An 18,577-nucleotide genomic window follows, 5' to 3' on the forward strand; every position below is an offset into this window, starting at 1 on the left:
AACCCGTAACGTGCGCTATCGTAGATACCATCTCTCCATACCAATCGCAAGTGGTCAAATTGCCACTTGAGGTTGATAGGGTTGTTGGTGTTTCAAGACACCAAAACAAATCTGTACCAGTTTTCTCATCGCCGCGCCTAACGCGGACATCTTGCTTTTGCCGCCCTTAGTCAGGCGCAGGTATTGGGCTTTGATGTCGGGATTGTAAGTGGTCGCCACGACCGCCGCCATGTACAGTTTGGCGCGGATGGTCGGGTTTCCGGCCTTGGACAGCTTGGGGCGCCCCCTGACACTGCTGCCGGATTCGTGCTGTACTGGGATCAACCCCAAATAGGCGGCGCACTGGCTGGCACTGTCGAATGGGCGGCTGCCGATCACCATCAACATCCGAGTGGCAATCACTTTGCCTACGCCGGGGATGCTTTCTAGCAAGGCTTTGTTTTGTTTGAACCCATAACGTGCGCTATCGTAGGATGTGGTGAGGTACGAACCGCATCATTCGCGTCATTCACCCGCATCAAAATCTGATAACTCAGCATCACCGCCCCAATTATCATGGTAAACGCCACGCCTTACGTAATCATGGAAACTTGAATGCGGCCACTCTTTAACAGTTCGCACCCAACCGTGCTTCACCGGATTCCAATGGATATAATCAACATGTCGCTGATAATCCGTTTCATCACGGATGAGATGTTCCCAAAACCTTCGTTGCCATAAGCCCCTTTCGCCGCGTTTGTTCCGGCTTTCGGAAATCCGCTCGTCTTTCTGAATATTCCTGGAAAAATGCGCCTTAATCAAACCCCAACGGGTTGAAAAATCTGAATCCCCCATCGGCAACGACAAAATGCAATGCAGGTGTTCGGGCAATACGACAATGGCTTCTATAACAAAAGGATGGTTTTTCTTTACGTGTACAAATGCTTCCCGAAGAATATTTATGCGCTCAACCAACAGCCTATTGCCCCGACGTTCCGCCAAATTTACGGTAAAAAACCATGTAGCACCTGGATGATGGAAGCGGCGGTAATCTGTCATGATTAATTCGTGTTTATTCCCTCGAACGATGCGGTTCGTACCTCACCACATCCTACTCGCTAAATCTACTTAATCATTGCATTAGAATTGTGCGATTCAACATAAGCATCAAGTAAACGGCGAATCATACGTTGATACTGCGTATGGTTTTTGGCTGCCTCAGCCTTAAAAAAATCAATGCTCTTTTTGCTCAACGCAAGCGTAACCTTAACGCCTTCTTCATTAAACGCCAGTTCGGCGGGTGAAGGCAAGAAATCGGTGATTACCTTAACGTCGCCCAAGGGTTCATTGGTGTATTTGATTTTCGCGCTCATAAATTGCCTTTCCTTTGCGCCAGTAACCAGCGCCAATAATTCGTATAACTGAGGAACGATAAGTAAACCGTATCGTTAAAATCCCACCATTTACCTCACCAAAACAATAAAACCGTTCTTCGGTTTGGCTATGGGATTCGTCTTTGGCAATAATACGCTGTGGGTCGGCAAAGGCATATTGGGCAACCGCGAATGAAACCCCATGTTTTTCAAAATTTAGCCCATCCTTTTCTGCATCCCACTCGAATCTTGTTTTTGCCATTAGCTAAGACTAACAGATAGCCATACAAATAACCATACGTTTATATGTAGATAAGCCAGTGGTAGGCTTGTGAAACCTACTATGAATTCCAGCTTTTCGCTGGGGTTCGTCCCTATTCCACGAACGGTTCGTGCAGAATTATCGTCAAGGTGTATTGTTTCTTTCAAAAAAACACAAATAAAGGCTAATTTTGTTAAAATTTCGGTTTTGTAATTTTAACTTAAATTAAGTATAACGGATTAACTATGTGTTTTAGTGCCAATATGTCGCTCGGTATGGGTGTGGTCGGATTTGCTGCTGCCAGCGTAACCTTCCTCGATAAAGATGAAACCTTCTGGGTAAGGGCTGCGAGATCGTATGCCATATTTCACTTTTCCTTAATGGAAATCATCCAGTATTTTGCTTATCCGGTTGCCGACCAATGCGGATATGGAACCAATTACTTTTTAAGCGAGCTGTCAACGTATCACATCAGCTTACAAGCCTTCGCCATTATGCCTGCACTTGCAACCTATTCGACAGACAAAACGGCTTTGCTTAAAGCGACAATGATAGGTGCTACTCTCAGCACTATGTTCCTGATTTGCAGCTTCTTACCTAATGAGTGGCAGATCTTCGATGTCATGCCCAATTTCATCGGCAAAATGATTTCCTGCCTATATATGGGTAAGTACCATATCGGTTATTCCATTTCGAGTGCATTCGGATTGTTTGTGACGCATGGCTCACTGTTCGGCTTGGCGTTAAGCGGCTTCCTCTGGAAGAACAACCAGAAGATGGCAAGTTACCACTTCATCATGGCAATCTTAACCTTATTTATGCCGCAATGGATTTTCGGCGTTACCACGGGTGAAGCCGCCGCCATGTATTGTTTTTTCTCCATCCCGATTACTGGCAGTTTTATGCCGTATTTTAAGAAATACTTTATTGCCCAGGATTTTGTTAATCAGGATGATCCGCTTTTAGCTATTAAATAAGCATTCTACAGCTAACAGCATGCAGATGAATCAGTTAACCACCTTATTGATAATACTGCTGTTTTGCTTATTATCCAGCTATGCAATAGCACAGCCCAGTATAGCTGTTCTTGATTTTGAGCTGAGAGATCTCACGCTTAAGCCAGGTGTTCCACAAGAAGTGGAACGCACGGCTTCAGTTAAGCCAATGTTAGAAAAAGAATTACAAAAAGTGGGTTACGCGATTGTGTCGATTCCTATAGCCGCACAAATACAGGCCACCGCAGGGTTCGGTTATTTGTTCGATCACCATGATATTGCCGCGCAACTGGCACAACAATATAACGCTGATTATGTGCTTGTAGGTAGGTTACATAAGCCCAGCTTCTTGTTTGTGTACTTGATGGCACATTTAATTGATGTTAAACAACAGCGTCTGATTGCAGATTATCTGTCCGAAGTAAAAGGCGGCGAAAAAAAGCTGACCCGTAAAGGTGTGGAGAGTTTGGTTGTTAAAATTAACGATACTTTTAGCGGATTGAAGTAAGTTTTTGTGCTTTAAGCTTTTAAGGTATACCGATTAAGTAGTGCTGTGTTGGACATGTAGAAGTTGTTGTCTGAATGCTTCGATGACCTGTTCATTATCGCGTTCATGCCTAGCAATCGGCACCTTGATTTCTCTAACGACTTGCATTGGTGCGGAAGACAGAAACACAATCCGGTCGGCAAGCGTAATAGCCTCGCGCAAATCATGGGTGACAAACAACACGGTATGCGGACGTTGTTGCCACAATTTAACCGTTAGCGTCCTGATCTGCCTGGCAGTGGCTGCATCCAAGGAGACGAAAGGCTCGTCCATTAACAGTACGTTAGGGTTGATTGCGAATGCACGGATAATCGCCACCCGTCGGCTCATGCCCAGGGAAAGCCGTTCAGGGTAGACGTGTTGGAACTGGCTAAGTTGCATCACGTCCAGCAACGTATCCATATTTTCCGCAGATGGGTTGTCCTCGATTGCCAACTCTATATTTTCCCTGACGGTACGCCAAGGTAAAAGCCGTGGATTTTGAAAGACATAGCCAATTTTTGACTGGGTTTGCACCTGTCCTACTTTGATTTCCCCGTCATAATCACGATCAAGATCAGCGACAATATTCAATAAGGTGGTTTTACCACAGCCAGACGGTCCAACTAAACACACAAATTCATTAGCATTGATAGCTAATTTAAAATCAGCTATCGCTAAATGCTGTCCGGCGCGACCTTTAGCTGGATAGGTTTTGCTTTTAATATTGATTGCTATCATTGTCAATTAACGCCGCCAGCGTTGTGCCTTGGTATCCAAAGGTTTTAAAACCATCAGCTCCAGCAATTGAATAATGGCAACAAAGGCAATGGTATAAGCCAGAAGATTGGCAACATCAAAGAGCTGAAAAAATGAATACAATTGAAAGCCTACGCCATTACTTCGTCCCAACAACTCAACAACCAAGATGATTTTCCAGACCAACGCCAGCCCCGTACGGGTTGCACCCATCACATAAGGGTACAATTGCGGCCAGACGACGTGTAGCAAGGTCTTTTTCCTGCCCAAGCGATAACACCTCGCCATTTCCAGTAAGTCCTGATCCAAAGCCCGTGCGCCTTCCCTGATGGTGACGATCACGTTGGGCAACTTATTGATGACGACCGCCAAAATCGCCGCCACTTCGGTCAACCCAAACCAGACGTAGCATAAAATAATGGTAACTAATGCGGGAATATTCAGGAAAATCACTAGCCAATTGTCGAAGAAAGCATCCAGTTTCTTGTTGCGCCCAAGAACAACGCCTATGCCACAACCCAGCAGCATCGCAATACTAAAGCTGACAACCAGCCTAAGTAATGTGATTCCCAGATGATAGGGAATTTGCCCACTTAAGCAGCCTTGCCATAAAACGTTGCCTACAACGAGGGGAATAGGTAAGTTATTGCTGTTGAGGCAGGTAGCCAGCACTTGCCATACCAACACTAAGGCCAGCAAAGATAGAACTGGCAAAAATTTTCTAAACTTAATCAACACGATATTAATCTTGTGACCAAAATGTCCCTGCTTGTAAGTGTTCTGATTTTCCGGTTAGTTGATTATTACTTACTTTCCGTAGTAGGGTGTAAATCTGTTCCGCTGCTTGCTGTTCAGGTTTACCCCATTGGGTGATTTCACCTTCACAATAACGCTGACGTAGTTTGGTTTGGGTGGCGGCATCATCGACTTGGGTTAAGGGGATTATTTTTTTCCAATCGGATTCCGAAGTGCATAACAACTGTTTGGCATTTTTACTGGCTGCAATAAATGCGTTCAGAGCAGATTTATGACCGTCCGCCCAACTTTGTTTAAACACGTAACCCAATGCAGGAACATTTTCTTGAATGCCTAAGCCTTTTAATATGCCTTTGCCATCAATGACCTGACGATAACCCTGCGCTTCCAGTTTCGCGCCGAAATGCCAATAATTGAGCGCGGCATCAACGCGCCCTTGTTTAAGCTGCTCATTAATTAGCGGCGGTGCGCCAAAGATTTTTTCTACCGAAGCATTCAAATCCAGTTGTTCTCTTTGAGCCAGTGCCTGTAACAATAACCAATTTTTATCTAGCTCACCGCCAGCAATTCCTAGCCGCATACCTTTGAGGTCTTTGATAGCATAAATGGGACTTTTTTCCGGCACCATTAAAGTGCCAGATGTCGTTGAATATGGATAAAACGTGAAATCAGCACCGTCTGATCTCAGCCTAGAAACCCAAATCCAGTCGGAAACGATGATGTCAACCGCGCCGGATTGCAAAGCGATTTTTCCTGCTTCTGATGTGGTAACAGGATGTGTTTCTATTGTGAAATCAAGGGCTTTTGCTTTGCTGTCAGCCGCTAAAAAAGATAACTCCCAAGCCAAAGTACCCGTGGCTTGAACGCCGATTCGAATCGTCGTTTTATCTGATGCAAAACTGTTAAAAGCTATTAGGTGAAATCCAAGCAATAAAACGCAATATTTCATGAGATGATTGAAGTGCCTATTAATCCAATAGGCTTATTTTATCCGTACACCTGCCCTTAAGCGAATCTGTTTCGACAGGCATAAAAAAGCCCGACTGTTAATATAAACAGCCGGGCTATCGTTTTTACAGCAACGAAGCTATAAAAGCAGCAAGATTACATCATGCCGCCCATACCACCCATGCCGCCCATATCTGGCATACCGCCACCATGACCGCCTTTATCATCGCTAGGTGCATCAGCAATCATAACTTCGGTAGTCAGCATTAAGCCAGCAACAGAAGCTGCATTTTGCAGTGCAGTGCGTGTCACTTTAGCAGGATCTAGGATACCCATTTCGATCATGTCACCGTAAACGCCAGTTGCTGCATTGTAGCCGAAGTTGCCTGTGCCTTTTTGCACTTCGTTGAACACAACTGAAGGTTCATCACCTGCGTTGGCAACGATTTGGCGCAATGGCTCTTCCATTGCGCGACGCAGGATGTTGACACCAACGGTTTGGTCGTGGTTGATACCTTCAAGGCCTTTCAGTGCAGACAAAGCGCGAACCAAAGCAGTACCACCACCAGCAACAACGCCTTCTTCAACCGCAGCGCGTGTTGAATGCAGCGCATCTTCTACGCGGGCTTTCTTTTCTTTCATTTCGATTTCGGTTGCTGCACCAACTTTGATTACCGCAACACCACCGGCCAATTTAGCCAGACGTTCTTGCAATTTTTCTTTGTCGTAATCGGAAGTTGCATCTTCGGCTTGTGCGCGGATTTGGTTTACGCGGCCTTTGATTTGCTCTTCAGAACCCGCACCATCAATGATGGTGGTGTTTTCTTTGGTGATTTGTACACGTTTCGCTGTACCTAATTGGCTCAATTCCGCTTTTTCTAAGCTCAAACCGACTTCTTCAGCAATCACAGTACCGCCAGTCAGTACAGCAATGTCTTCCAACATGGCTTTACGGCGGTCGCCGAAACCAGGCGCTTTAACGGCTGCAACTTTAACGATGCCACGGATGGTATTGACAACCAGAGTTGCCAAGGCTTCGCCTTCAACATCTTCCGCAACGATCAATAATGGACGGCCTGATTTAGCAACGGCTTCCAGGATTGGCAACATTTCGCGAATGTTGGAGATTTTCTTTTCGTAAATCAAGATCAGTGGATCATCCAACTCAACGCTCATGTTTTCTTGCTTGTTGATGAAGTAAGGTGACAAATAGCCACGGTCAAACTGCATCCCTTCAACTACGTCTAGCTCGTTATCTAAACCTGAACCTTCTTCAACAGTGATAACGCCTTCTTTGCCGACTTTTTCCATGGCTTCGGCAATGATTTTACCGACTGATTCATCAGAGTTAGCGGAGATGGTACCGACTTGCGCGATGGCTTTGTTGTCTGCACAAGGCGCAGCAGAAGCCACGATGGCTTCAACAGCTTTGGTCACTGCCAAATCAATACCGCGTTTCAAATCCATTGGATTCATGCCAGCGGCAACGGCTTTTAAGCCTTCGTTGACGATAGATTGCGCCAATACAGTTGCAGTAGTTGTACCGTCACCAGCGACATCAGACGTATGGGAAGCCACTTCCTTAACCATCTGTGCGCCCATGTTTTCGAATTTGTCTTTCAATTCGATTTCTTTGGCTACCGATACACCATCTTTAGTGATAGTTGGTGCGCCGTAGCTTTTGTCCAGAATCGCGTTACGGCCTTTAGGGCCCAAAGTTACTTTTACTGCGTTTGCCAGAATATTAACGCCACGCGCCATACGGGTACGTGCGTCATCGCCAAATAATACGTCTTTTGCTGCCATGTTTTATTCCTAATTCGTTTGTTGTGTGATAGTTTGTTCCCCTCTTTGAAAAAGAGGGAAGCGAGCGATTAGCCTACAACGCCCATGATGTCTTCTTCGCGCATAACGATAAGGTCTTCACCATCGACTTTTACTTCGTTACCGGCATATTTGCCAAACAACACCTTGTCGCCAACTTTGACTTCCAAAGCGCGGACTTGGCCGTTATCCAGTTGTTTGCCGCCGCCAATTGCCAAAACCATACCTTGGCTGGGTTTTTCTGCCGCAGAACCTGGCAGAACGATGCCACCCGCAGTTTTTGTTTCTTCTTCAAGGCGTTTGACGATGACTCTGTCGTGTAACGGACGTATATTCATAATATCTCCTAAGGGTTAAATAAAGGGTTTGTGCGTTATTAGCACTCGCTAGTCCTGAGTGCTAATAATAATCAGCTTTTGCAGTCTGTCAAGTTCTTTGGCATCATGACACGCTTTATCGACATCAATTGCAGCTTAATGAACGACAACCAACTGCTACGTTATAGCCGCCAAATCATGCTGCCCCAATGCGATATGGCCGGACAACATAAACTGCTCGCTGCCCGTGTTCTCATTGTGGGTGCTGGCGGCTTGGGTTCACCTGCGGCGATGTACCTCGCTGCTGGGGGGGTCGGCAGCATCACCATTTATGATGATGACACGGTTGATTTTTCCAATCTGCAAAGACAGATTGCTCATCACACCGATGATGTGGGGATGGATAAGGTAATTTCAACCCACAACACGCTTAAGCAATTGAATCCCGATGTGCAGGTAACGGCGGTCAAGCAACGATTACAGGGTGAACAACTGGATGAAGAAGTCAAAAAAGCGGACGTGGTTTTGGATTGCAGCGATAATTTTGCGACGCGGTTTGCCATTAATAAGGCTTGTGTTACTTTTCAAAAAACCTTGGTTTCTGGCGCGGCAATCCGATTTGAAGGGCAGGTATCCGTCTTTACACTCAGTCTTAACGATAGCCCTTGCTACAACTGTCTGTACAAAAATGAAGGCGAGGACATGCAGAACTGCGCGACCAATGGCGTTATCGCGCCCATAACGGGCATTGTGGGCAGTATCCAAGCATTGGAAGCCATGAAGCTCATCATCAACGTCGGTGAAACTTTGACTGGAAAATTATTGTTGCTTGATGGCTTAACGATGAACATCAAAACCATGCGCTTCAAAAAAAATCCAGGTTGCCCAACGTGCGGCAATCGGTAAGGCACAGCGGGAGTCTTTGAAAACTCAAAAATCGCTTTCGCCCTCCAGGGATGGAGGAAGTGCGGCAGTGGGCAGGAAATCCGCGCCGTCTCCCTCTCCTGCTGGAGAGGGTTGGGGTGAGGAGATTGAGATTAACTGTTTAATATCCCTCTCATCCCAACCTTCTCCCTCGAAGGAGAAGGGGCAGATACCTGTGTAGATACATAAGCCCAGAGAGGGAATCTTTAGTGGTCTCTTTAGATTTTCAAGAAGATGGTTTGCTTTTATTAAGCTGCTTTTTCACAAAAGCAATAACCTTTTCAGCCAAATCGTTGACCAAAGACGGGCTGTCTCCATGCGGCTCAGTCTCGCCAAACGGTTTGCCGTCTTTTTGAGTGAATTTGTAAATGAAATAACCCAGCGGCGCAAAAGCAACTGCACCGATAAAAATCATCGCTATAAAAAGTTCTGTCACATCACCCATGATGTCTCCTTATCGCCTGCTTGTTTGAATTGTTATGGATAGTATTGTCAGGCGTTATCTGATGATACGCTTTTCTAACAAAAAATAAAGTGTCCTCGTCCGCTGAATCGAGATCAAAAAACAAGCAACTTTCATACGTAAATGGGGTCGCATTTCCGTAGTTGCGAAAAACAATTGTTCGTCGTATACTTCGGCTAGCTTTCTTGATCAAGCTAGCGTAATAAAAAATTTAAAACTTCTGGAGGTTTGCAATGAAATGGGAAACACCAAGCTACACTGACTTGCGTTTCGGTTTTGAAGTCACCATGTACATCATGAACCGTTAAAAACAATTAGTTCAGATTAAAAAGGGGTTCTTTGAGAACCCCTTTTTTTTGCCTAGATGTAGCTAATGCTCTATCATTCAGCCCCATTATTCAGTAAATGGACGCATCAATTCTTAAAACCATGAAGATCAAAATCCTAGGCTCAGGCGCAGGCGGCGGCTTTCCGCAGTGGAATTGTAATTGCAATAACTGCAAACGCATCCGTTCAGGCGAAATGAACGGCAAGACCCGCACCCAATCATCCATCTCCGTCAGCAGCGACAATGAAAATTGGTTGCTTATCAATGCCTCACCCGACATCCGCGCCCAACTGGAAGCCTTCCCCGCCATCCAACCCAAGCACGGCCTACGTGATACTGGCATAAAAGCTGTATTGCTAATGGATAGCCAGATCGACCACACCACGGGCTTGCTGATGCTGCGCGAAGGCAAACCGCTGGATATTTACTGCACCGAGATGGTCAAGCAGGATTTGACCACGGGTTTTCCGGTGTTCAACATGCTAGCGCATTACTGCACCGTCAATCACCACCCGATTCCCGTCGATGGCAGCAGTTTCACCATTCCGGCCTTAACTGACCTACGTTTCTACACTCGCGCCCTGAAAAGCAAAGCCCCGCCTTACTCCCCACATCGGCATGATCCGCATGAAGGCGACAATATCGGTGTGGTCATTGAGCAAATATCCACCGGAAAAAAACTATTTTATTCACCCGGTTTAGGTGAAATTGAAGAACATGCCATGACCGCCATGCAAACCGCTGATTGCTTATTGGTGGACGGCACATTCTGGACGGAAGATGAAATGATCGACCAACAATTAGGCAAGAAAACAGCGGCAGAAATGGGACACTTACCGCAATCCGGTCACGGTGGAATGATTGAAATCCTCAATAAGCTGCCGAATGCACGTAAGATACTGATCCACATCAACAACAGCAACCCGATCTTGGATGAAGATTCCGAACCGCATCGGCAACTGCTTCAAGCCGGGATTGAACTGGCGTATGATGGCATGGAGATTGATTTATAGGAGTTTATGCAATGTCCGCTTATCCGCAAAAACTGCATTTAACTGAACAAGATTATTTGACGCTGGAAGCCCTCAGCGAGCAAAAGAACGAATATGTGGACGGCGATTGCTATGCGATGGCAGGCGCGGGGGAGAAACATAACCGTATCGTCGGCAATATTTTCTTCCATTTACGCTCCGCCGCACGAGGTAAATCAAATGGCTGCGCGGTATTTGCCAGCGACATGAAATGCCGCATTGAACAAGGGCGATATTATTACTACCCCGATGTCATGTTAGTGTGTGACAAAAGCGACAACGCCGAATTTTACAAAGAACAACCTTGTTTTATAGCCGAAGTGCAATCGCCTAGCACGGAACGCACCGACCGCCATGAAAAATGGCAAGCTTATTCTCAAATACCCAGCTTAAAGTACTACCTCATGGTCGATTCACAGCAGAAAAAGGTGGATTATTTCCAACGTGACGCGGCAGGTGTTTGGCAGGCTGCCATTTTAGAATCTGGGCAAACCTTAGAAATAACCTGCGGCGATTACCGTACCGCCTTAACCCTTGACGACATTTACGAAGACGTGGTGTTTTGATGAACGAACCCGATAAAAAACCCTGGACTCGCACCGAATTCGAAGCCCAATTGCGCGGCATGGAAAAGTATTACCACATCCATCACCCTTACCACACACTGATGAATGAAGGGAAACTCACCAAGGAACAAATCCAGGGCTGGGTCGCCAACCGCTATTATTACCAAGTCAGCATACCGCGCAAAGATGCCAACATCCTCGCCAACTGCCCTGACCGCATTACCCGCCAGCAGTGGTTACAACGCATCATCGACCACGACGGTCAACCGGGCGAAGCGGGTGGCATTGAAGCTTGGATACAATTGGGCATGGCAGTCGGCTTAAGCCGTGACGAAATCGTTTCCGAACAGCATGTATTACCGGGCGTACGTTTTGCCGTCGATGCTTACGTCAATTTTGCCCGCCAAGCCGAATGGCACGAAGCCGCCAGTTCGTCGTTAACCGAACTGTTCGCCCCGAAAATCCACCAGCAACGCCTAGCCAACTGGCCGGAACATTACCCCTGGATCGATCAAGCAGGCTACACCTACTTCCGCAAACGCCTAAGCGAAGCCCGCCGCGATGTCGAACATGGCCTGGCGATCACCCTGGACTGGTACAAAACCCGCGAACAGCAGGAGCGCATGTTGCGGATTTTAAAGTTTAAATTGGATGTCCTATGGACAATGGCGGATGTGATGTACATGGCGTATATCAACAAAATGCCGCCTTATTTTAATGTTGGGAAATAGGTTTAAGTCGTGCAGGGTGCATTCCATGTACCTAAAATGGGTGCGTAAAACGCACTCTACGGATTTTTGGTATCCGCAAATCCCGTATGTTGGATATTTTGTAGGTTGGTGGTGAGGCACGAACCCCAACAACAATGCTAGAATCATGCCTTGGGATAAACAAATTTATCTCAACTTACATCCAAATATCGTTTTTATATGGGCAAAAAATATGTACACATTCCAACAAAAAATCAAACTTTTTACGGCTTTGTTCCTGATTTCCTTAATTTACCTCGGTTGCAACCCGGTTTTTGCCGAAACCGCCAGCAATGCGGATGGGCAACACGCACAAAAAGCCCTCAATATGTCGGGGCTTTACCTTGGGTTTTTTCCTTGTTCTGATTGCACGGGTGTTCGGACAACGCTCGCTTTAAATAAAAACAATACTTATGTCTATATTTCCATCTATGTCGGTAAATCGGATCGGGAAATTGTGGAAAAAGGCAAATTTACCCTAGGCGAAAACGGCAATACGCTGGTCTTAACGCCGCGCAAAGGTTCTACCACGACGCAGCAGTATTTGATCGAAGATGACATGCTGATTAAGTTGGATGAAGATGGCAACCGGATCACTGAAGATGGTGCCGATGGTTATATCCTAAAGCGAAAAGATGTTGTGAACACATCGGGAAGCGGTCATGGTGGACATTGATCCTACTAAATTTTAACCGTAAGTCAGTTATGCTTTAAAGACTGTAGAATTATTGTAATAAAATACTGAAAATCGTATTTTTTATAGTACTGAATTTTATAGAACAATTTGGAGTGCAAATCTAGATTTGCACTCCAATAATCATACCTTCACAGTTTCGAGAGCAACCCACCAATAGTAAAGCGTAAAATGACCATCAACCCAGACCAACCCATCCTTTTTTCACCGCTGCACCGCTTACAGTGGGAAGAAGCCCAGCAGAAAACCGTCATTCTTTATCCTGAAGGCATGGTGGAGCTTAACCAAAGTTCGGCGGAAATCCTAAAATGTTGCGACGGCATCCGCAATCTAGCGCAAATCGTCAGCGAGCTTGAACAAAAATTTTCCACCACGGGTCTCACCAACGACATTACCGCTTTCCTTGAGGTCGCATTACAAAATGGCTGGATCAACCAACATTAATATCACCCCACCGCGCTGGTTGCTGGCGGAACTCACTTACGCCTGCCCATTGCAATGCCCGTATTGCTCGAATCCAGTGGATTACGCCAAGTATCCCAATGAACTCAGTACGGATGACTGGAAACGGGTGCTGGGCGAAGCCCGCAAGATGGGCGCGGTGCAGTTGGGTTTTTCCGGCGGTGAGCCGTTGACGCGCAAGGATTTGGTCGAACTAGTCAAACATGCACGGGAACTGGGCTATTACTCCAACCTGATTACCTCCGGCTATGGCTTGACCGAAGAAAAGATTATCCAACTGAAAGAGGCGGGGCTTGATCATATCCAAGTCAGCATCCAAGCCAGCACCCAAGAACTCAATGACCACATTGCCGGTACGGCCTCGTTCCACCACAAGAAAGAAGTCGCCCATCTGGTGAAAAAACACGGATATCCGATGGTGTTGTGCGTGGTTATCCATCGGGAAAATATTCACCAAATGCCGCAAATTCTGGCAATGGCAGAGGAGTTAGGCGCGGATTATCTTGAACTCGCCAACACGCAATATTATGGGTGGGCGCATACCAATCGCGATTTATTGCTGCCCACCAAAGAGCAATTCGAACAAGCCGAACAAATTGCCCAAGCGTTTAAAGAAAAAGTCGCTGGCAAGATGAAGATTTACTACGTCGTGCCGGACTACTACGAAGACCGCCCCAAAGCCTGCATGAACGGCTGGGGGACGACGTTCCTGACCATCGCACCCGACGGTGTCGCCCTGCCCTGCCATTCCGCCCGTGATTTGCCGGGGCTGGACTGCCCTAATGTGAATGACTACAGCATCCAGGAAATCTGGCAGGAATCCAAAGCCTTCAACTTTTTCCGGGGCTTTGAGTGGATGAAAGAACCTTGCCGTAATTGCGATGAAAAAGAAAAAGATTTCGGTGGTTGCCGCTGTCAGGCTTATTTATTGACGGGCGATATGTACATGGCCGATCCCGTATGCAGCAAATCGCCGGAACATGCGGTTATTCAACAAGCGGTTGATTCGGCTAAGGCTACTGCCAGTTTAGCAAGTGATGAAAAGCCGTTGGTTTTTCGGAATAGCAGGAATTCTAAAGCGATGAGTTCAGTTGTTGATACTGCCGTTTAGTTTTTTTCTGAACACAAACCGAACGTTGGACGTGGGTATGCTACCCCGTCCCGAACGTTTTGTTTGCGTTTGTTATTCCTGAACCACACGTAAACCCTGCGAACTAGGCAAAATGCCCCGTCCGGCTCGGAAAGCAAATAGGGAAACAGACGAATACTTACCCCCTAACCGACTTCTCCAACTTCTTACATTGCCCCTCATCCAACCACCGATCACACCACACATTTAACGACAACGCCGTACCGCACATCAATTCAAATTCGCGCTTTGCTTCTCCAGGCTGGGCAGTCGGCCACCAGGACTGCATTTCCATGTGTCTGCGAATGTAATGACAAGCGGCATCGACTTCAGGATCGGTTAGGTGCATGGCGTAACTCCTTAGGTTTATTATTGAATGATTGTTTTTGTACCTTAAATGAATGATAAGACGGTAATGGGTGGATGTAAACCTTCATGATGCCGAACTTAAGGTATAGGGCATCTGGTTTACTATATAGCCCAAACACATTGAATTATCGCCGGATTACCCGGTCAGTAGTCACTTTGCCCTAATCATTAACCCTATGCGGATAATTTTAGCTTATATTAGCGTGGTCTTGCTCTGGGCGACGACACCGCTTGCCATCAAATGGAGCGGCGAAGACCCGGGCTTTTTGTTTGCCGTCACTAGCCGCATGGCAATTGGTATGGCTTGTATACTACTTACGCTGGTGGTGTTACGACGGTCATTGGCGTGGCACCGTAAAGCCTGGTTAACTTATCTGGCAGCGGCGATGCAAATCTATGGCTCGATGATCGCCGTGTATTGGTCGGCGCAGTTCATCCCGTCGGGCTGGATTTCAGTCATATTCGGTCTTGCGCCCTTGATGACTGCATTAATGGCGAGTCTTATGCTCAAGGAACGGCATTTATCGTTCAGTAAATTATGCGCGTATAGCTTAGGGGTTTGCGGTTTGTATATCATGTTTGGTTCAGCATTACGGTTAGGGGAAAGCGCGGCTCTGGGCATTGCAGGAGTATTTGTATCAACCTTATTGCACTCCGGTAGCGCGGTGTGGATCAAACGCATTAACGCTGGTTTACCTGCATTAGCACAAGTTGCAGGCGGACTGGGTTTGGCGCTGCCTGCGTATCTAATCACTTGGACTTTGATTGACGGGCAATGGCCTACAACGCTTTCCACTGTGAATATCGCGGCAATTGCTTATTTAGGGATGATTGCGACGACGATTGGTTTTTCGCTGTATTATTATCTACTTACGCACTTATCGGCAACGCGGGTTGCACTGATTTCGCTGATGACTCCGGTGATGGCATTAATATTAGGGCATCTCGTCAACCATGAGTCTTTAACTCAGGATACGCTGATCGGAACGGCGTTAATTCTTAGCGCACTGCTACTGCACGAAGTGTTTGATCGATTTAATCCAGTGTCAAAGCCGATAAGCGGGAATAAGCTTTAACGGGATCATGTAAATATTCAATATAAATATCAATTAGTTGCAATACAGCCTCACCCTCTCTCTTGCACTACCCTGCATCCTAAATCCCTATTGGAGGAAGTATTAGCTACTTATGTAGCGTCTTTTACCCAAAAGAAGCAAGGGGTTTTGGAATTTTTTGGGCTGCTCCTATTTGTTTTTTCTCGGTTTTATCTCGCTACGACTGCTCTCAAATCCTTGCTATCACTGCTCAAAAAGTTTTGCCCTAGTTATCTTTTTAGTGCTACCATTGCTCGGCGTTAAAGGTTGAACCAGCTTGTTACTGGCTGGATTTTGTTAAGCCAACTGAGATTGGCGTTTTTACTATTATGAGTTCGATATGGCAGATCAAGTTGTTGGTACCGTTAAATGGTTTAATGATGAAAAAGGCTTTGGATTTATTGCCCAGGAAGGCGGCAAAGATGTTTTCGTTCACCATAGCGCGATAAATGGATCTGGTCGCAAGACTTTAAAAGAAGGCCAAAGAGTGATGATGGAAGTCACCCAAGGTCAAAAAGGTCCACAAGCTGAGAACGTCACCCCTGCCTAACCATTAGGTTATAAGCACTCAAAAATCTTCTGATTTTTGAGTGGAAAGCGGGTTGTGAAGTTTTTTGAGTGTTATATCAAACTGATAGAGACGGTTAAAACTTAACTGGAAACCAGTTTTGTTTTAGCTTGTACGTTTGCTTAAAGGCTACTAGGGAAAGCGATTTTAATCGAGTACCTTGGCATTCTGAATTTGGCTTACACTTTTATTTAGTTGGACATCCAGTATTCCTGATAAAACGGCATCGTAGTCGATACATTTGAATGTCTCGATAGGTTTTTGGCTGTTTTTTCGCTAGCCATCATCAAAACGTAGCAAAAGCTGCGCTCGACATAACACGCTTTAATCGTGAATCCTACTTATTCCTCGCTAACGAGATTGGTGATGGAAGCCTTCCATTCAATTAATTTGCACTAAGAAGCCCTACAGGTATCATATAGTGTAAAACCAATTCCCTTGGCAACAGTGTTTACTATATAGTCTGCTACAAAATCTTTAGCGTATCATCAAGATACCTTAAGATTGGATTCTAACAACCTAATTTACTTAGCAAATATCCTTTAATTATGGCGCAATATATATTTTCAATGATCAAGGTCGGCAAAATTGTGCCACCCAAGAAATATATCCTCAAAGACATTTACTTATCATTCTTTCCTGGCGCAAAGATTGGCGTACTCGGTTTAAATGGCTCAGGTAAATCGACCTTATTGAGAATCATGGCAGGTATCGACAAGGATATCGAAGGCGAAGCTATTCCGCTCAAAGGCATCAACATCGGCTATCTACCGCAAGAACCGCAACTTGACCCCAATAAATCCGTACGCGGCAATGTTGAAGAAGCTGTAGCGGAAATCAAAGCCATTTTAGATCGCTTTAATGAAGTCAACAACGCATTTGCTGAACCTGATGCAGACTTTGATGCGCTGTTAACAGAACAAGCCGATTTACAGGAAAAAATCGAAGCCGCAGGCGCGTGGGAACTGGAACGCAAGCTGGAAATCGCTGCCGATGCTTTGCGCTTGCCGGATTGGGATGCCGATGTAACCAAGTTATCGGGCGGTGAAAAACGCCGCGTAGCCTTATGCCGCTTATTACTGTCCAATCCAGACATGCTGTTGCTGGATGAGCCTACTAACCATCTGGATGCCGAATCTGTCGCTTGGTTGGAACGCTTTCTGCATGATTATCCTGGCACAGTCGTTGCCGTCACCCATGACCGATACTTTCTGGATAATGTCGCTGGCTGGATTCTGGAACTCGACCGAGGCTCTGGCATACCCTGGGAAGGCAATTATTCCAGTTGGTTAGAACAAAAGGGTAACCGTTTGTTACAAGAAGAAAAACAGGAATCTTCGCGCCAAAAAGCCATGAAAGCAGAATTGGAATGGGTGCGTTCAAATCCCAAAGGTCGCCATGCCAAAAGCAAAGCCCGTCTGGCGCGGTTTGATGAATTGTCTTCCACCGATGTGCAAAAACGTAACGAAACCCAGGAAATCTATATTCCACCCGGTCCTCGTCTGGGTGATGTCGTTATTGAAGCCGATAACATCAGCAAAGCTTTTGGCGACCGATTGCTTATCAATAACTTGAGTTTTAAACTGCCGCCTGGTGGTATTGTTGGCATTATCGGCCCTAACGGCGCGGGTAAAACCACCTTATTCCGCATGATGGCAGGTTTTGAACAACCGGATTCCGGCACGTTAACATTAGGAAAAACCGTCGAACTGGCTTATGTTGACCAACTCCGTGACGATATGGATGCCAACAAAACCGTGTTTGAAGAAATTGCCGACGGTTTGGATATGATTACTGTCGGAAAATATGAAACGCCATCAAGGGCTTACGTGGGTCGGTTTAATTTTAAAGGTGGCGACCAACAAAAACGGATTGGCGACTTATCCGGTGGCGAACGCAACCGCGTCCATCTGGCTAAACTGTTAAAAGCGGGCGGCAACGTCCTGCTGCTCGACGAACCTACCAACGACCTGGACGTGGAAACCTTACGCGCCCTCGAAGATGCCATCCTCGCCTTCCCAGGCTGCGCCGTCGTTATCTCGCATGACCGCTGGTTTCTGGACAGGATCGCCACCCATATCCTCGCGTTTGAAGGCGACAGCAACGTGGTGTGGTTTGAAGGCAACTACGAAGATTACGAAGCCGACCGCCACCGCCGCTTAGGTAGTGATGCGGATAACCCGCATCGGTTGAAGTATAAAAAATTGGCTTGAAACGGAACTTATTTCATATTTTGGATAAGCTGTAGGCTGGGTTGAAGCTTCGCGGAAACCCAGCAAAAACGCAAATTATACTGCTGGGTTTCGCACCTTAACCCAGCCTTATATCTTGATTCTGAGCTCTCAAAAGGTCAGAATCCCCGGTTGATCATCGGGAGGGTAACGGGGAAGTCGTACCCATCCTTAGGCTTAAAGCCTGTCTCGTAGATTGAACTCCCCGCTATCCGTACTCGTCATTGTAG

Annotated in this window: 24 protein-coding genes; 13 read left to right on the forward strand and 11 right to left on the reverse strand. The window is 46.2% G+C overall.

Translation table 11 applies throughout. From position 1 onward, the window contains the following. Positions 1-54: 54 nt before the first annotated feature. The 4 genes from AC1YY3_RS11305 to AC1YY3_RS11320 form a co-directional block, all read right to left on the reverse strand. Positions 55-432, reverse strand: coding sequence for a transposase (locus tag AC1YY3_RS11305; RefSeq protein ID WP_481824253.1), 378 nt, complete (start codon positions 430-432; stop codon positions 55-57). A gap of 72 nt (positions 433-504) precedes the next feature. Continuing rightward, positions 505-1,038, reverse strand: a complete 534-nt coding sequence (locus AC1YY3_RS11310) for an REP-associated tyrosine transposase (protein ID WP_481824254.1) — start codon at positions 1,036-1,038, stop codon at positions 505-507. Positions 1,039-1,103: 65 nt separating this feature from the next. Continuing rightward, positions 1,104-1,352, reverse strand: coding sequence for a hypothetical protein (locus AC1YY3_RS11315; protein WP_481824255.1), 249 nt, complete (start codon positions 1,350-1,352; stop codon positions 1,104-1,106). Then, positions 1,324-1,614 carry a BrnT family toxin gene (locus AC1YY3_RS11320; protein WP_481824256.1) on the reverse strand — a complete coding sequence of 97 codons (291 nt, stop codon included), beginning with the start codon at positions 1,612-1,614 and terminating at the stop codon, positions 1,324-1,326. Before AC1YY3_RS11320 ends, AC1YY3_RS11315 begins: the two co-directional genes overlap by 29 nt. Before the next feature lie 245 nt (positions 1,615-1,859). Here AC1YY3_RS11320 and AC1YY3_RS11325 point away from each other — a divergent pair, with 245 nt between their 5' ends. Together AC1YY3_RS11325 and AC1YY3_RS11330 are read left to right on the forward strand one after the other, a co-directional pair. Beyond that, a complete protein-coding gene (locus AC1YY3_RS11325) occupies positions 1,860-2,591 on the forward strand; it encodes a DUF5765 domain-containing protein (RefSeq protein WP_481824257.1) in 732 nt (243 codons plus the stop codon). A 25-nt stretch (positions 2,592-2,616) separates the two neighbouring features. After that, positions 2,617-3,117: a DUF2380 domain-containing protein gene (locus AC1YY3_RS11330; protein WP_481824258.1), complete on the forward strand. Its 501-nt coding sequence runs from the start codon at positions 2,617-2,619 to the stop codon at positions 3,115-3,117. Positions 3,118-3,150: 33 nt separating this feature from the next. Here AC1YY3_RS11330 and AC1YY3_RS11335 read toward each other — a convergent pair whose 3' ends face one another. The 5 genes from AC1YY3_RS11335 to groES form a co-directional block, all read right to left on the reverse strand. After that, on the reverse strand, positions 3,151-3,882 hold the full coding sequence (locus AC1YY3_RS11335) for an ABC transporter ATP-binding protein (RefSeq protein WP_481824259.1): 732 nt from the start codon (positions 3,880-3,882) through the stop codon (positions 3,151-3,153). Then, positions 3,883-4,608 carry an ABC transporter permease gene (locus AC1YY3_RS11340; RefSeq protein WP_481824260.1) on the reverse strand — a complete coding sequence of 242 codons (726 nt, stop codon included), beginning with the start codon at positions 4,606-4,608 and terminating at the stop codon, positions 3,883-3,885. It lies immediately after the preceding gene. A 28-nt stretch (positions 4,609-4,636) separates the two neighbouring features. Next, positions 4,637-5,599, reverse strand: coding sequence for an ABC transporter substrate-binding protein (locus AC1YY3_RS11345; RefSeq protein WP_481824261.1), 963 nt, complete (start codon positions 5,597-5,599; stop codon positions 4,637-4,639). Between the two features lie 155 nt (positions 5,600-5,754). Next, complete coding sequence (gene groL, locus AC1YY3_RS11350) at positions 5,755-7,404, reverse strand: chaperonin GroEL (protein WP_481824262.1); 1,650 nt, start codon at positions 7,402-7,404, stop codon at positions 5,755-5,757. A 68-nt stretch (positions 7,405-7,472) separates the two neighbouring features. After that, the gene (gene groES, locus AC1YY3_RS11355; protein WP_481824263.1) at positions 7,473-7,760 is read right to left on the reverse strand and encodes a co-chaperone GroES; all 288 of its coding nucleotides are present in this window, start codon (positions 7,758-7,760) and stop codon (positions 7,473-7,475) included. A gap of 138 nt (positions 7,761-7,898) precedes the next feature. Here groES and AC1YY3_RS11360 point away from each other — a divergent pair, with 138 nt between their 5' ends. Then, on the forward strand, positions 7,899-8,645 hold the full coding sequence (locus tag AC1YY3_RS11360; protein WP_481824275.1) for a HesA/MoeB/ThiF family protein: 747 nt from the start codon (positions 7,899-7,901) through the stop codon (positions 8,643-8,645). A gap of 244 nt (positions 8,646-8,889) precedes the next feature. Here AC1YY3_RS11360 and AC1YY3_RS11365 read toward each other — a convergent pair whose 3' ends face one another. Further along, positions 8,890-9,108, reverse strand: a complete 219-nt coding sequence (locus AC1YY3_RS11365; RefSeq protein ID WP_481824264.1) for a hypothetical protein — start codon at positions 9,106-9,108, stop codon at positions 8,890-8,892. Between the two features lie 251 nt (positions 9,109-9,359). Between AC1YY3_RS11365 and pqqA the strand changes: the two genes are divergently transcribed. From pqqA to pqqE, 7 genes are all read left to right on the forward strand, one after another. Continuing rightward, the gene (pqqA, locus tag AC1YY3_RS11370) at positions 9,360-9,434 is read left to right on the forward strand and encodes a pyrroloquinoline quinone precursor peptide PqqA (protein WP_349026858.1); all 75 of its coding nucleotides are present in this window, start codon (positions 9,360-9,362) and stop codon (positions 9,432-9,434) included. Between the two features lie 121 nt (positions 9,435-9,555). After that, the gene (gene pqqB, locus AC1YY3_RS11375; protein WP_481824265.1) at positions 9,556-10,467 is read left to right on the forward strand and encodes a pyrroloquinoline quinone biosynthesis protein PqqB; all 912 of its coding nucleotides are present in this window, start codon (positions 9,556-9,558) and stop codon (positions 10,465-10,467) included. Positions 10,468-10,478: 11 nt separating this feature from the next. After that, a complete protein-coding gene (locus AC1YY3_RS11380; protein WP_482194486.1) occupies positions 10,479-11,051 on the forward strand; it encodes a Uma2 family endonuclease in 573 nt (190 codons plus the stop codon). Next, the gene (pqqC, locus tag AC1YY3_RS11385) at positions 11,051-11,782 is read left to right on the forward strand and encodes a pyrroloquinoline-quinone synthase PqqC (RefSeq protein ID WP_481824267.1); all 732 of its coding nucleotides are present in this window, start codon (positions 11,051-11,053) and stop codon (positions 11,780-11,782) included. The genes AC1YY3_RS11380 and pqqC overlap by 1 nt, the downstream gene beginning before the upstream one ends. Positions 11,783-11,993: 211 nt before the next feature. Further along, the gene (locus AC1YY3_RS11390) at positions 11,994-12,476 is read left to right on the forward strand and encodes a copper resistance protein NlpE (protein ID WP_482194487.1); all 483 of its coding nucleotides are present in this window, start codon (positions 11,994-11,996) and stop codon (positions 12,474-12,476) included. A 189-nt stretch (positions 12,477-12,665) separates the two neighbouring features. Further along, positions 12,666-12,938, forward strand: a complete 273-nt coding sequence (pqqD, locus tag AC1YY3_RS11395) for a pyrroloquinoline quinone biosynthesis peptide chaperone PqqD (protein WP_481824269.1) — start codon at positions 12,666-12,668, stop codon at positions 12,936-12,938. Continuing rightward, positions 12,916-14,067: a pyrroloquinoline quinone biosynthesis protein PqqE gene (pqqE, locus tag AC1YY3_RS11400; protein WP_481824270.1), complete on the forward strand. Its 1,152-nt coding sequence runs from the start codon at positions 12,916-12,918 to the stop codon at positions 14,065-14,067. The genes pqqD and pqqE overlap by 23 nt, the downstream gene beginning before the upstream one ends. A 157-nt stretch (positions 14,068-14,224) precedes the next feature. On the opposite strand, the gene AC1YY3_RS11405 is transcribed toward pqqE, so the two are convergent. Beyond that, positions 14,225-14,434: a hypothetical protein gene (locus AC1YY3_RS11405; protein WP_481824271.1), complete on the reverse strand. Its 210-nt coding sequence runs from the start codon at positions 14,432-14,434 to the stop codon at positions 14,225-14,227. 196 nt (positions 14,435-14,630) lie between these two features. Between AC1YY3_RS11405 and AC1YY3_RS11410 the strand changes: the two genes are divergently transcribed. The 3 genes from AC1YY3_RS11410 to ettA all read left to right on the forward strand — a co-directional run bounded on the left by AC1YY3_RS11410 (position 14,631) and on the right by ettA (position 18,329). Then, positions 14,631-15,530 carry a DMT family transporter gene (locus AC1YY3_RS11410; RefSeq protein ID WP_481824272.1) on the forward strand — a complete coding sequence of 300 codons (900 nt, stop codon included), beginning with the start codon at positions 14,631-14,633 and terminating at the stop codon, positions 15,528-15,530. Between the two features lie 358 nt (positions 15,531-15,888). Continuing rightward, positions 15,889-16,098, forward strand: a complete 210-nt coding sequence (locus AC1YY3_RS11415) for a cold-shock protein (protein ID WP_349022113.1) — start codon at positions 15,889-15,891, stop codon at positions 16,096-16,098. A gap of 566 nt (positions 16,099-16,664) precedes the next feature. Beyond that, positions 16,665-18,329, forward strand: a complete 1,665-nt coding sequence (gene ettA / locus AC1YY3_RS11420; protein WP_481824273.1) for an energy-dependent translational throttle protein EttA — start codon at positions 16,665-16,667, stop codon at positions 18,327-18,329. Positions 18,330-18,577: the final 248 nt, after the last annotated feature.

It is taken from the genome of Methyloglobulus sp. (genome assembly GCF_964779595.1).